General features: G+C 36.8%; 14 protein-coding genes. 12 read left to right on the top strand and 2 right to left on the bottom strand.

Features of this window, described 5'->3' with window-relative positions:
* The first annotated feature begins 1 nt into the window (after nt 1).
* The 9 genes from V8G61_RS07975 (at nt 2) to V8G61_RS07935 (ending at nt 9625) form a co-directional block, all read left to right on the top strand.
* Nucleotides 2-322 carry a hypothetical protein gene (locus V8G61_RS07975; protein WP_394875015.1) on the top strand — a complete coding sequence of 107 codons (321 nt, stop codon included), beginning with the start codon at nt 2-4 and terminating at the stop codon, nt 320-322.
* Between the two features lie 36 nt (nt 323-358).
* Nucleotides 359-949 carry a Maf-like protein gene (locus tag V8G61_RS07970; protein WP_394875014.1) on the top strand — a complete coding sequence of 197 codons (591 nt, stop codon included), beginning with the start codon at nt 359-361 and terminating at the stop codon, nt 947-949.
* Nucleotides 950-1088: 139 nt separating this feature from the next.
* Nucleotides 1089-1904: a septum formation inhibitor Maf gene (locus tag V8G61_RS07965; RefSeq protein WP_394875013.1), complete on the top strand. Its 816-nt coding sequence runs from the start codon at nt 1089-1091 to the stop codon at nt 1902-1904.
* Nucleotides 1905-1976: 72 nt separating this feature from the next.
* Nucleotides 1977-2519: a mechanosensitive ion channel domain-containing protein gene (locus V8G61_RS07960; protein WP_394875012.1), complete on the top strand. Its 543-nt coding sequence runs from the start codon at nt 1977-1979 to the stop codon at nt 2517-2519.
* A gap of 32 nt (nt 2520-2551) precedes the next feature.
* Nucleotides 2552-3619, top strand: coding sequence for a magnesium/cobalt transporter CorA (gene corA, locus V8G61_RS07955; RefSeq protein ID WP_394875011.1), 1068 nt, complete (start codon nt 2552-2554; stop codon nt 3617-3619).
* Between the two features lie 137 nt (nt 3620-3756).
* Nucleotides 3757-4206, top strand: coding sequence for a hypothetical protein (locus V8G61_RS07950; protein WP_394875010.1), 450 nt, complete (start codon nt 3757-3759; stop codon nt 4204-4206).
* A 99-nt stretch (nt 4207-4305) separates the two neighbouring features.
* The gene (locus V8G61_RS07945) at nt 4306-6831 is read left to right on the top strand and encodes a PIG-L family deacetylase (RefSeq protein ID WP_394875009.1); all 2526 of its coding nucleotides are present in this window, start codon (nt 4306-4308) and stop codon (nt 6829-6831) included.
* A 117-nt stretch (nt 6832-6948) separates the two neighbouring features.
* Complete coding sequence (locus tag V8G61_RS07940) at nt 6949-8661, top strand: sodium:solute symporter (protein WP_394875008.1); 1713 nt, start codon at nt 6949-6951, stop codon at nt 8659-8661.
* A complete protein-coding gene (locus V8G61_RS07935; protein WP_394875007.1) occupies nt 8639-9625 on the top strand; it encodes a Gfo/Idh/MocA family protein in 987 nt (328 codons plus the stop codon). Before V8G61_RS07940 ends, V8G61_RS07935 begins: the two co-directional genes overlap by 23 nt.
* A 131-nt stretch (nt 9626-9756) precedes the next feature.
* On the opposite strand, the gene V8G61_RS07930 is transcribed toward V8G61_RS07935, so the two are convergent.
* Together V8G61_RS07930 and V8G61_RS07925 are read right to left on the bottom strand one after the other, a co-directional pair.
* Nucleotides 9757-10599 carry a DUF2911 domain-containing protein gene (locus tag V8G61_RS07930; protein WP_394875006.1) on the bottom strand — a complete coding sequence of 281 codons (843 nt, stop codon included), beginning with the start codon at nt 10597-10599 and terminating at the stop codon, nt 9757-9759.
* 152 nt (nt 10600-10751) lie between these two features.
* Nucleotides 10752-11174 carry an MgtC/SapB family protein gene (locus tag V8G61_RS07925; protein WP_394875005.1) on the bottom strand — a complete coding sequence of 141 codons (423 nt, stop codon included), beginning with the start codon at nt 11172-11174 and terminating at the stop codon, nt 10752-10754.
* A 118-nt stretch (nt 11175-11292) separates the two neighbouring features.
* On the opposite strand from V8G61_RS07925, the gene V8G61_RS07920 reads away from it, so the two are divergent.
* The 3 genes from V8G61_RS07920 to V8G61_RS07910 are packed head-to-tail and all read left to right on the top strand — an operon-like array spanning nt 11293 to nt 13886.
* The gene (locus V8G61_RS07920; RefSeq protein ID WP_394875004.1) at nt 11293-11949 is read left to right on the top strand and encodes a TetR family transcriptional regulator C-terminal domain-containing protein; all 657 of its coding nucleotides are present in this window, start codon (nt 11293-11295) and stop codon (nt 11947-11949) included.
* Between the two features lie 9 nt (nt 11950-11958).
* Nucleotides 11959-13269, top strand: a complete 1311-nt coding sequence (locus tag V8G61_RS07915; RefSeq protein WP_394875003.1) for an ABC1 kinase family protein — start codon at nt 11959-11961, stop codon at nt 13267-13269.
* Nucleotides 13269-13886 carry a flavin reductase family protein gene (locus tag V8G61_RS07910; protein WP_394875002.1) on the top strand — a complete coding sequence of 206 codons (618 nt, stop codon included), beginning with the start codon at nt 13269-13271 and terminating at the stop codon, nt 13884-13886. Before V8G61_RS07915 ends, V8G61_RS07910 begins: the two co-directional genes overlap by 1 nt.
* The last annotated feature ends 4 nt before the right edge of the window (nt 13887-13890 follow it).

Below are 13890 nucleotides of genomic sequence, written 5' to 3'. Positions count from 1 at the left end.
TTTGGAACGAAACAGAAGACGACATCTTACGGGTTTTGGATACATCGGATTTGGCAATAATCAAACGGTATTTAATCAAAATTCCAAAAAAGCCTTCTCGGAACTCAAACACAGCCTGAATCAAACGTCGCACAAACACTATCAATGTCATTTTTCACATCAAGCACTTTCAAAAGAAGCGAAAGATCATATTAAAAATACCATCAGAAAGGAAGAACGAATCCGGAATAGAAAAATATATTTCGTATTTTTTTTAAGTGTGGTCGTGGTGGGTATGTTGATATATCATTTGATCGCCATGTTTGCTGATGCTCTAAAATAAATTTAATTAATCGTTTTTGATATAACAGATTCCAATATGCTACAAGATCAACTCAAAGATTATCACATTATTCTGGCTTCCGGATCCCCGAGACGTCAGGCTTTTTTTAAAGATCTGGGATTGGATTTTGAGATCCGCTTAAAACCTATTGCTGAAGAATATCCCGAACGGCTGAAACACTTTGAGATCAGTGATTATCTAGCACAATTAAAGGCACTGCCTTATAAGGAGGAATTACAGCCAAATGATATTTTAATTACCAGCGATACTATAGTTTGGCATGAAGAAAAGGCACTGGGAAAGCCTCGCGATGAACAAGAAGCTTTTGAAATACTTCGTTCTTTGAGCGACAAAACCCATGAAGTAATCACCTCGGTATGTTTCACTACAAAAACCTTCAATAAAACGATCAATGATATAACGAAAGTACGCTTTAAGACATTGACAGACGACGAAATCTGGTATTATATCAACAGCGCGAAACCCTTTGATAAAGCAGGTGCTTATGGCATTCAGGAGTGGATCGGTAAAATTGGTGTGATTTATATGGAAGGCTCTTATTTTAATGTTATGGGACTCCCTACGCAGCTTGTTTATAAAACGTTAAATGACATTGTGAGCCGCTGAGAAGTTTGTAATTTTAGGCAAAAACGATATGAAATTATATACAATCAGGGGCAAATTTTATTTATTGGTTATTTTATTATTCACACTTTTTCTCACTTCATGTAAAGAGGAAACCACTGCACCAATAAATTCAAAAACCATGGACATCTCCTCTCCTACTAAAACGAGCGCGAAACCCTTGAGCGGCTCCTTCAAAACGTATTGGTATGCGGGTAAGGCTGAAATCACCTCGTATAAACTGGAGCAGGTGCGTTATGGTGAAATCCGAGATGGTCGTGCAGTTTTGGTTTATGTTACCGAAGATTTCTTACCAGTTGAACAAGTAAAATCAGATGACCCCAACAAAGAAAATATTTCTGTTCTGAAACTTAACGCCACTAAAAAATTCAATACAGGGATCTACCCTTATTCGATCATGCAAAGTTCATTTTACCCTGTGGCAAATAATCAGCATGCTCTTAAAGTTTCCGCTTCTATCCAGGAATGGTGCGGCCAAACCTACATGCAACTGAATAACCGATCAGATTTTGAGGTCCGTTTACACTCTTATTTTCAGTCGGAAGGCGATCAAAATTCTCATTTAGAAAAAACTATTTTAGAAAATGAGTTATGGAACCAACTGCGTATAGACCCGAAGTCCTTACCGGTTGGTGATTTAGAGATTATCCCGGCCTTCGAATACCTGCGATTAAAACACAAAAATTTAAAAGCGTATGCCGCTGAAGCAAATTTGGAGCAAGGAACTTATCGGATTTATTATCCTGATCTTAAGCGGGAATTAACAATCCATTTTAATCCTGATTTTCCATTCGACATCTTATCCTGGGAAGAAACCTACCCGGACAGCGGTGAAATCCTATCAACAAAGGCAACCAAATTAAAAATATTAAAGACAGATTATTGGAATAAAAATAGTAATGCCTTTGAACGTTTAAGAGACTCCCTTCAAATTTAATAATTCATCCAAGAATCATTCGAATAGTTGCCTATTCTAACATATCTTTGTACCGCTAAACTTTTTTAGATCATGGTAGAATTCTTTAATAATCATCAAAGTGAACTTATTTTATCCGGGTTTGTATTACTCACCATACTCTTAGCCCGCTATATTATTCATTTTACGATTCGTAAAATTGGGCGAAAAAATCGTATTAATATAGCCCGAATTCGTTTAATAAATCGTTACATATCCGTAGCTTTTTTTCTTGTAGCTATTTTGATCGAATCTTTTATATTCGGTTCTGAGTTTCATGATTTGGCCGTTATTTTTTCCTCGGTATTTGCCGTTATTGGAATTGGTCTTTTCGCCATTTGGTCTATTCTCAGCAATATTACCTCAGGCATTATCATGTTCTTTAATTTTCCTTATAAAGTAGGAGACAAAATAAAAATTAATGACAGTGATTTTCCTGATGCAGCCATTATTGAAGATATTCGTGCCTTTCAAGTGCATTTACGCCTGGAAAATGGTGATCTGGTAACCTATCCCAACAACCTTATTATCCAAAAACCGGTTACACTCCTTAAAAAAGATGCTATTGAAGAACTTGAATTAGAGGATGAAATTTAAAAATTAAGTATCTTTAGTTCTTAAAGGATCCAATGGCCAAAAAAAAACAAAAGCGAAAAAATAAAACCGGGCTAATACCCGGCTCCATGGTATACACCGGGCAAAAGGAAAATCAGGAATTATTTATTGAGGTTTTTGATTATACGCCCGAACATTATACAGAAGAGAGCTATTATAAGATTGAAGACACTTTTGGCTACAAGGCTACAGACACGGTAACATGGATCACCATAAACGGACTGAATCATGTTGAAGCCATAGAAAAATTAGGGGTTCATTATGGCATTCACCCCCTAATCCTTGAAGACATTGTTAATATTTCGCAACGCCCTAAAATTGATGAGTTCGATGATTACCTTTATGTTGTTTTAAAATTGTTATATCTTAACGAGAAGGACAACACGGTCATTTCCGAGCAGATCAATTTTTTATTAGGCCACAATTATGTGCTCACCATGCATGAATCTGACCTCGATATCTTTGAAGGTGTAAAAGACCGTATCCGAAATACCAAGGGTCGTGTGAGAGATATGGGAGCAGATTATTTACTCTATATTCTTATGGATACCCTTGTAGACCATTATGTTAATGTTGTTGATGTTTTGGGAGATACCATTGAAGATTTTGAAAACGATGTTCTAGATGGAACAATCACAGAGGATGCCAGTAAAACGATACTCAATTTGAAACGCGAAGTATTACGAGCACGACGTACCGTTTTGCCTTCTAAGGAAGTCGTGAGCCGAATTGAACATAACGACCATAAACTAATCGGAAAAGGGACCTTAACATTTTACAAGGATATTTACGATCATCTGGTTCAGGTATCTGAGAATATTGATGTGTATCGTGAAATGGTATCGAATTTAATGGATATGTATATGACCACCATTAGCAATAAAATGAATGAGGTTATGAAAGTCCTAACCATCATGGCTTCTATTTTTATACCACTTACCTTTATTGCCGGCGTTTATGGCATGAATTTCAATTACATTCCCGAATTGCAATACCGTAATGGTTATTTCATAGTTCTTGGCCTTATGGCAGTAATTTTCATTGGAATGATATTGTATTTCAAAAGAAAAAAATGGCTTTAGATCATTGTTTTTAGGGTAATATTTTTTCTAATGTAAATTAAAAGTCTTGTAAAAGAATAAGACGAAAATATACTAAATTGGTATATTTTTTGATGCTATTTCTGGATAATTAACAAATCCAATTAAGTATTTCCAAAATGAAAAATTTAGTATTATTATGCCTTTGCTTATGCACTTTCGTTGAAGGTTTCTCTCAGGTTAAAAAACCTGAATCGAAAGATTCATTACAACCATCCGAAAAAATTCAGGTTAATAAAATATATGATGAACAGGGACGACTCACCCAATATGATTCGATTTACAGCTATAGCTATTCGAGTTCAGGAAAAATGAATGACAGTTTAAAAACCGTTTTTGAAACATATTTCAAGAATGACACTGTTTTTCCTGAAGGCTTTTTTGACGACTTTTTCAAGGCGGATTCTATAACAGGTGAATTTAATCACAAAGCCTTTTTTTCTGATGGTTTGAGAACGCAGCAAAAAGAAATCAAAAATATCATGAAGCAAGTCGACTCATTACAGCGTATGTTCCTTGAAGACCAAGGAAAATCCAAGACTAACGTTGTTCCAAAAACCTCAAAATAAACGAAATTCAATTGCTTTTTTGAACCGTTAAAGAAAGATTAAAACCTGCGTTAATGGTTGTTTCTTTTATATATTTGATCAAAAGCTAATAACACAACTATGAAAAAAACCTTACTCTGTTTCTTTTCTTTATTACTTTCTTTTCCCCTTGTTCAGGCACAACAACCTCAAAAACCTTCTTCGAACGATATATATGATGCCCTTCAAAAATTAAATTTTTTAGGGACTGTGTTATACGTCGCCGCCCATCCCGACGACGAAAATACCCGACTTATTTCTTATATGTCTAACCACGAAAAAGCCCGCACAGGTTACCTGGCATTAACCAGAGGTGATGGCGGTCAGAATCTTATTGGACCGGAGCTCAGGGAATTATTAGGCGTTATCCGCACACAGGAGTTACTGGCGGCGAGACGTATTGACGGCGGCGAGCAGCTTTTTACAAGAGCCAATGATTTTGGTTATTCTAAAAACCCGGATGAAACCCTAAAAATATGGAATAAAGATGCCGTACTGAGTGATGTTGTTTTAGCCATTCGAAAATTTAAACCTGACGTGATCATCAATCGCTTTGATCACAGAACCCCGGGTACTACACACGGCCATCATACCAGTTCTGCGATGCTAAGTTTTGAAGCTTTTGATCTGGCAAACGATAAAACCGCATATCCCAATCAATTAGATCAAACAGGGTTGTGGCAACCGAAACGATTATTCTTCAATACAGGCTGGTGGATGTATGGCAGTCAGGAAAATTTTGAAAAGGTCGACAAAAGCAATATGTTAAGTTTGGATATTGGTGTGTACTACCCTACCAAAGGCTTATCTAATAATGAAATAGCATCTTTAGCCAGCAGTCAACACCTCTGCCAGGGGTTTGGTCGCTTATCGCAACGCGGTGCTCAGGAAGAATATATAGAATTCTTAAAAGGGGTTCCCTTACAAAATAATAATGATGTCTTTGCAGGGATCAATACAACCTGGACACGGGTAAATAATGGGGCAGCTATTGGTGATATCTTAAGAAAGGTTGAAACGCATTTTAATTTCACCAACCCTTCTGTTCATGTTCCCGAGCTATTGAAAGCCTTTAAACTGATCCAAAAAATTGATGATGCTCACTGGCGTAACCTGAAGTCTCAAGAAATTAAAAACATAATTACGATGTGTGCCGGTTTGTATTTGGAAGCTTCAGCGGCAACAAATTGGGCGACACCGGGAGAATCTGTGGAGGTATCTTTGGAAGTTCTGAATAGAAGTGCTCAAAATATTATTTTAGAAAGTTTTAAATTCAATAATTCAGAATCTGAACCAAAACATTTAGAACTCAGTAATAACAAGCGCTTCTCCATTGAGGCAACACTTCAAATAGATAAAGACCAAAAACCTAGCAGTCCGTATTGGCTGAACGAAAAAGGGTCTTTAGGAATGTATAAAGTAGATAATACGAGTTACATCGGTTTACCGGAAACACCCAGAGCCTATCAGGTCGATTTTAATCTGATTATAGACAATGTGCCTGTAACCATTTCAAAAGATGTGGTATATCGTTTCTCGAAACCAGATAAAGGTGAACTGTATCGCCCTTTTGAAATTATTCCTGAAGCTTCTGCCAAACTTACCGAACAGGTCATCATTTTTGACACCAAAAAGCAACAAGATATTCCTGTGGTTGTAAAATCAGGACGGGATAATTTGGAAGGTTTTGTCACGATCGATCATCCGGAAGGCTGGAGTGTATTTCCTGAAAAACAAAAAGTTTCTATAAAAAATAAAGGAGAAGAACAAACTTTGGTTTTTACGGTGATTCCGCCGGAATCCGAGGACGAAGGCATCATTTCGCCTGTGGTTCATGTAGGTGAAAAACACTATTCTAAAGCGCTTTTAGAGATTGATTATGAGCACATACCATTTCAAACAGTATTACTTCCAAGTGATAGCAAGGTTGTGCGCCTGAATATAAAAAAACGAGGTGAAAAGATAGCTTATATTCAAGGTGCCGGAGACGTTGTTCCGGAAAGCCTCAGACAAATTGGCTATAATGTTCGGATTTTAGCCCCCGAAGAGATCACACCGGAAACTCTGGAATTGTTTGATGCCCTTGTTGTTGGCATCCGAGCTTACAATACCGTCGATGGATTAAAATTCAAACAACAACTTCTTTTTGATTTTGTTAACAATGGCGGAAACATGGTGGTTCAGTATAACAATAGCTACCGCTTAAATGTAGATCAATTGGCGCCTTATGAAATACATTTATCTAGGAATCGGGTAACCGATGAAAATGCAGAAGTCACTTTTTTAGATCCTGACAATCCAGTTCTTAATTACCCGAACAAGATTTCAGAATCTGATTTTGAAGGCTGGACACAAGAACGCGGCTTATATTTTCCCGATACCTGGGGCAACGAATTTACGCCTGTTCTATCAATGAACGATATAGGGGAATCACCTAAAAATGGTAGTCTTCTGGTCGCTAAATATGGTAAAGGTTATTACGTTTATACCGGTTTGAGTTTTTTCAGAGAATTCCCTGCCGGCGTTTCGGGTGCCTATCGTTTATTTGCTAATATGTTATCTTTAGGCAAAGACGATATGAAATCCAACAAAGAACTTAAGCAATAAAAAAGATGTCTGAAAAAGAAGATAGCAAACAACCCTGGCTCAAATTATATACCATCGTTCTAGTAGCAAATGCGGTATACATTATTCTTTTTTACATCCTAACTAAAATCTTTTAATATGGGAGTTCTTGGTTGGATAGATTGGACCATTCTTTGTTTCACTTTAATTGCTATCGTAGCTTATGGCACCTATCAAACACAGGGTAGCAAGAACGTTCAGGATTATTTAAAAGGCGGTAATACTTCACAATGGTGGACCATTGGGCTATCTGTCATGGCAACACAGGCCAGCGCCATTACTTTTCTGTCTACACCAGGACAAGCTTTTAATGATGGTATGGGCTTCGTGCAGTTTTATTTTGGATTACCTATCGCTATGATCTTTATTTGTGTTGTTTTTATTCCAATTTACAACCGTTTAAAGGTCTATACAGCCTATGAGTTTTTAGAAAATCGTTTCGATCTTAAAACACGAACCTTGACGGCTATGTTGTTTTTGATTCAGCGTGGACTTTCTGCCGGGATTACCATTTATGCCCCGGCGATAATTTTATCGGTGGTTCTTGGTTGGGATTTGCTAACCCTTAATATTGTTATTGGGTTCTTGGTGATTATTTACACCGTTTCAGGCGGAACTCGTGCCGTAAATGTGACTCAAAAACATCAAATGGTCGTTATTTTTATTGGGATGCTGGTAGCTTTCATTTTAATCGTTCAAGGCCTCCCTCAGGATATTAGCTTCACGAAAGCTATCAAAATTGCAGGGGCGAGTGAAAAAATGAATATTCTCGATTTTTCATTTAACCTCGATAATCGTTATACTTTTTGGAGTGGCATTATTGGCGGAACCTTTTTAATGTTATCCTATTTTGGTACCGATCAGAGTCAGGTGCAGCGGTATTTATCCGGGCGGTCCGTAAAAGAAATGCAGCTTGGTTTACTATTCAATGGCTTGTTAAAAGTACCGATGCAATTCTTTATTTTGCTACTTGGTGTTATGGTATTCGTTTTTTATCAATTTAACGTGTCACCAATAAACTTTAACCCTACAGCGACCGAAATGGTTATGAATTCTCAACATGCTGAAGAATACAAAGCCCTTCAGGAGGAGCAGCAAAAGGTGTTCAATGACAAACAGACCCTTATTAAATCTTTTATAGAAAACGATGATGCCCAATCGGCTGAATATTTAAAAATAGCTGATGATGTAAATAATGATCTACGCCGGGAGGCCAGAGCTATAATTGATAAAACGGCTGAAGAAAAACAAATAAAAATAGAAAGCAATGATAAGGATTATGTCTTTATTCATTTTATTGTAAATAATCTACCCCGCGGACTCATAGGTCTACTTTTGGCCGTGATACTTAGTGCTGCCATGTCGAGCACCGCAAGTGAGCTTAATGCCTTAGGTTCAACAACCACCATGGATTTATATCTTCGAAGAAAAGGAGATGTTAGTGAGGAGCAAAAGGTAAAAGCCTCAAAATGGTTTACCTTTTTATGGGGGATCCTGGCCATTTTAGTCGCAGGGGTTGCGAATCTTTTTGAGAATTTAATTCAACTTGTTAATATTATAGGCTCTATATTCTATGGAAATGTATTGGGTATTTTTCTACTAGCCTTCTTTTTCAAATTTGTAAAAGGTCGTGCCGTTTTTATCGGTGCCCTATTAACACAAGTTATTGTAATCAGCTTGTATCTGCTCGATTTGTACAATTATATTAATTTACCATTTTTATGGCTCAATTTTGTAGGTTGCGCTATTGTTATTACTATTGCATGTATCCTTCAATTATCAAGTAAAAATGAACCAATCAAAACCAAATAAGAACATTCAGTGGGGTATCATCGGATTAGGTGGTATTGCCCATAAATTTGCCAGCGACCTTCTAAACATTGATGATGCTGATTTATATGCCGTTGGCTCAAGAACACAGGCCAAAGCTGATGAATTTGCAAAAACCTATCACGCTAAAAAAGCCTATTCCAGTTATAAAGCTTTAGTTGAAGACCCAAATATTGATGCTGTTTACATCGCAACGCCACATGCCTTGCACAAAGAGAATACGCTATTATGTTTAAACCATGGGAAACCTGTATTATGTGAAAAGGCTTTTGGTATGAATGCTGAAGAAGTCGAGGTCATGATACAAACTGCAAAAGCCAAAAAGCTATTACTTATGGAGGCCTTGTGGACCTACTTTCTCCCGCATTATCAATTTGCCTTACAAGAGATTCGAAACGATCGTTATGGGAAATTATTAAAGCTAGAGGCAGATTTTGGATTTTTCAGAGCTTTTGATGATACTTCCCGATTATTTAAGAAATCTTTGGGTGGTGGCAGTTTACTGGATATTGGCATCTACCCTATTTTTGCAGCTTTATCTTCTCTGGGGGTTCCGAAACACATCGAAGCCCAAGCTACCTTTTTTGATAACGGTGCAGACAGTTCCTGTAAAATGCACTTTAAATATGATTCCGGTATTCAAGCTTTTCTGGCAAGCAGCTTGGTTGAAGACCTTGCTACAGAAGCTATTTTTACCTTTGAAATAGGTTCCGTTAAAATAAACCGACAATTTCATACGCCTACATCTGTGAGTTTGACCTTCGAAGATGAAACACAAACCAAAACGTTCGAAGAATCCTCATTTGGCTACACGCACGAGATTAAACATTTTAATACCCTCCTTCGAAATGGGAAAACCGAAAGTGATATTATGACTTTCGATTTTAGTCGCAAACTGATTGGTTTACTGGATCAAGTTCGAGAAATTATAGATTTAGAATATTAATAGTATAATTATTATTAGCCTTAAAACTATTTAAAACGCCCGTTGAAAATATAATCACACTAGAGAAGACGATTAATTAAAAAAGCCACCCAAATAGGTGGCTTTAATTTTTTATTAGTAAAAACAGGGCATTACATGGCTCCCCATTCTTTTAAAGAATCCTTATTCATTTTTACATAATCAGCATTTCCGGCTTCTTCTGCACCGGCCAACGATTTTTTAGCGGCCTCAATAGCTGCTTTTTTATCACCGGCTTTGGCATAGATTAAGCTCATTTGACGTAAATGCCAAAAACGTGGGGTCATCATACTCAGAGCCTTCTCCATCCAGGCTTTTGATTTATTGATGTCCTTATCACTTGAGAAATAATACACTGCGGCAGAGTAATAATCTCCTGCTCCAGGACCGCTCATAACTTTATCAATAGCACTACTCACCATTTTATCGGTAGGCACTTCAAAAGGCACACCTACATAGGTATTCGCCCATTTGATCCCTAAAGTAGCTCCGCTATTAGATAAATCATCAAACGATATGGTAAAGGTTTCAGCTGTCATAGCATTTTCCATTGCTGGAACATTGATTGTCGCAGCAACTTTAGACTCTTCCCATTCTTGAGGATTACCCCAATTGTTTGTATCTGTATAAAAATAAACATCCCAGGAAGTTTTACCTGGCTTTGTATAAATGGCATAGGAACCCGCCTTTAATTCAGTCCCGCCGATGGTTACAGGCTGACTAAAAGTAATCTTAGTATTGTTGTTTGCACCGGTACGCCAAACTTTATCATAAGGCACTAGGTCACCAAAAATAGTTCTTCCCCGCATACTTGGACGAGAATATTCGAGAGTGACATCCGTTAGTCCCACTTTTTGTTCGATGGTGCTTGATGGACTTGGTTGTGGAATTTCAATTTGGGCATTTACAGCCAGAGAAGCCGTTGCCACAAGGAAACATAATACTAGTTTTTTCATAGTCTTAAAGTTAATGAGTTAAATTACTCTAAAATAAGCATTACTGGAAGTAAAAATGTTAACAAAACTATAAAAAGAGTATTTTAAAATTTTCCGCTCTCAGATTTTAAGACAAGTAGGTTCTTATTATTCATATTAATTAAATAAACAATTTACTTCCGCTTTTTCAACCATTCATCTAACGGTTCCAGAAATGCATTAACCACTACGACCAAAATCGTACAAATAATAGTTTCTTTAAAATAACCTATAGCAGCCATACAGCCAATAGCAGCACTACACCAAATGGTAGCTGCCGAGGTAAGTCCGTGAACATTAGTTCCTTCTCTGAAAATAACACCTGCTCCAAGAAAACCAATCCCGGTAACAACCTGTGCAATGATCCTAGTGACATCAATAGATGGTTCTTTGGCATACATCTTTAAAGACAACAAAACGAAAATAGCAGCACCGGTAGTGACCAACATATTAGTTCGTAAACCCGCATTTTTATGTTGCCATTGCCGCTCAAAACCAATAATTAATCCTGCTAATAAGGCAATTCCTAAACGCGTTAAAAAATCCGTAATCTCCATGACAAAAAGTTATACTTAAAGATACAGAAAGTTAAAACTATTTTAAAATTATATTTTTTGTTTAACTTTTTAATTTATTCATTAAACATTTTGTACCTTTACACTAAAATTAGAGAATATGGCATCCAAGAAAAAAATTTCAAAAAAACAAATCATAAACGCCTACATGAGTTTTGTTTTAGAGCACAATGAAGCTCCTAAATCAGTTTTTATTTTTGCAAAAGACAATAATTTTGAAGAAGGAGAATTCTACAAATATTTCGCTTCGTTTGAAGCTCTGGAGCGCACTATTTTTGAGGCGTTTTTTGAGAATGCAATAAGTTTGCTTAACAAAAATGAAGACTATCAAAATTTCGATGCGAGAAACAAATTATTAAGTTTCTACTACACGTTTTTTGAAAACCTTACCGCAAATAGAAGCTATGTGGTTTACACCTTAAGTAAGCATAAGAATACGCTTAAAGATTTAAAGGTATTAACGGGACTAAAATCATCATTTACTGATTACATTGAAACATTAGGCATTCAATTATTGGATTTTAAACAAGATCAATTAGATAAGATCAAGGACCGTTCCTTAAGAGAATCGGCTTGGTTCCAATTATTGGTTACCATGAAATTCTGGATGGACGACACATCAGCTTCCTTCGAAAAAACAGATATTTTTATTGAAAAATCTGTAAATACAACCTTTGATGTTTTAGATGTAGCGCCTTTAAAAAGTGTAATAGACCTTGGAAAATTTCTTTTCAAGGAAAAAATGAAAATGAATTAAAAAGTGCCTATGAAGACCATTGATAAAATACCTACTTCTAAAATTCAACGTGCCGGTAAACTTGTAAAAACAGGAGCTAAGGTAGGTGTGAATTACCTAAAATATTATGGTGACAAAATGGTTAAACCAGAATTTGAAGCCAAAGCCCGCCTAGACCAAAGCAATGCGGAGGATATCTATGACAGTCTTAAGCAAATGAAAGGCAGTGCTTTGAAAGTGGCTCAAATGCTAAGCATGGAAAAAAGTATTCTGCCTAAGGCCTATGTAGAAAAATTTTCTTTATCACAATTTTCAGTGCCACCGCTTTCTGCGCCATTGGTTATAAAGACCTTTAAAAAATACTTCGGGAAACATCCGAATGAACTTTTCGATACTTTTAATGCAACTTCTGTTAACGCCGCAAGCATCGGTCAGGTGCACGTTGCGGAAAAAGATGGGAAAAAACTTGCTGTGAAAATCCAATACCCAGGAGTTGCAGAGAGTATTGCTTCAGATCTTGCCATGGTAAAACCCATTGCAATGAGCATGTTCAACATCAAAGGAAAAGACTCCGATAAGTATTTTAAAGAGGTTGAAAACAAACTGGTTGAGGAAACAAACTATTTACTGGAACTTCAACAAAGTCGTGAAATAGCTGAGGCCTGCAAACATATTCCTCATTTAAGATTTCCGGAGTATTACGAGGAGTTGTCCTCAGAGCGCATCATAACGATGGATTTTATGGAGGGGAAACACCTCTCTGAGTTTGTGCCTCTGAACACAGACCAAGCGAAAGCCGATCAATTAGGTCAGGCACTTTGGGATTTTTACATGTATCAGATCCATACCCTTAAAAAAGTACACGCTGATCCGCATCCAGGTAATTTCCTAATATCTGATGAAGGCCAGCTTATTGTAATCGATTTCGGCTGTATGAAAGAAGTTCCTGAAGATTTTTATACGCCATACTTTGAATTAGCTAAAAAGGAAAATATTGAGAATGAAGCTTTCTTTAGATCAAAACTTTATCAGTTGGAAATCTTAAAAGACGATGACACAGAAGAAGAGAAAATCTTTTTCACGAGTATGTTCCACGATATGCTCAGCTTATTTACACAGCCGTTCCATGCTGAAACCTTTGATTTTTCAGACCCAAAATTTTTTGGAAAAATAGCGGAGCTTGGAGAGCGCTATTCTAAAAGCACCGAATTGCGAAAAATGAATGGTAATCGTGGGTCGAAGCATTTTATTTATATAAATCGAACGTTCTTTGGCTTATACAATTTAATGTTCGACCTTAAAGCCAAGAATGTCAAAATAAACAATTTTATAAATCTATAATGACTCATTTTAGTGACACTGACATAGACGAGCTTGAGCATATCTATAAAATTAATCTTATAAATAGCTGCTCGGGATTCAAATCGGCAAATCTTATTGGTACCAGATCAACAGATGGTATTGATAATGTAGCTGTATTCAGTTCAGTAACACATTTAGGGTCCAGTCCTGCTTTATTGGGATTCTTCCTTCGGCCAACAACCGTGCTTCGCAACACTTACAGCAACCTTAAAGAAACAGGAGCATACACCATCAATCCCATTCATCATGGCATTCTCGAAGAGGCACATCATACATCGGCTAAATACGATGCTTCCATTTCTGAATTCGATGTCACAAATTTAAAAGCAGAGTACAAAAATAATTTTGAAGCGCCTTTTGTGGCCGGCTGCCCATTGCAATTAGCAATGGAATTTGTTGAAGAGTATCCTATTAAGGCGAACAACACGATCCTCGTAGTTGGTAAAATAAAGGCTCTATTTGTTAAAGATGACCTTATAGAATCTGATGGTTTTATAAACCTGTCGAAAGGTAATATAGCCAGCATAAACGGTTTAGATGGTTATGCCATTCCAGAATTAAAGGCGCGTTTTGGCTATCAAAGACCTAAATCTTAAGCCT

It is taken from the genome of Gaetbulibacter sp. M240, from assembly GCF_043876815.1.
Taxonomy (GTDB): Bacteria; Bacteroidota; Bacteroidia; order Flavobacteriales; family Flavobacteriaceae; genus Gaetbulibacter_A.
This window is presented reverse-complemented; position numbering and strand designations above follow the sequence as displayed.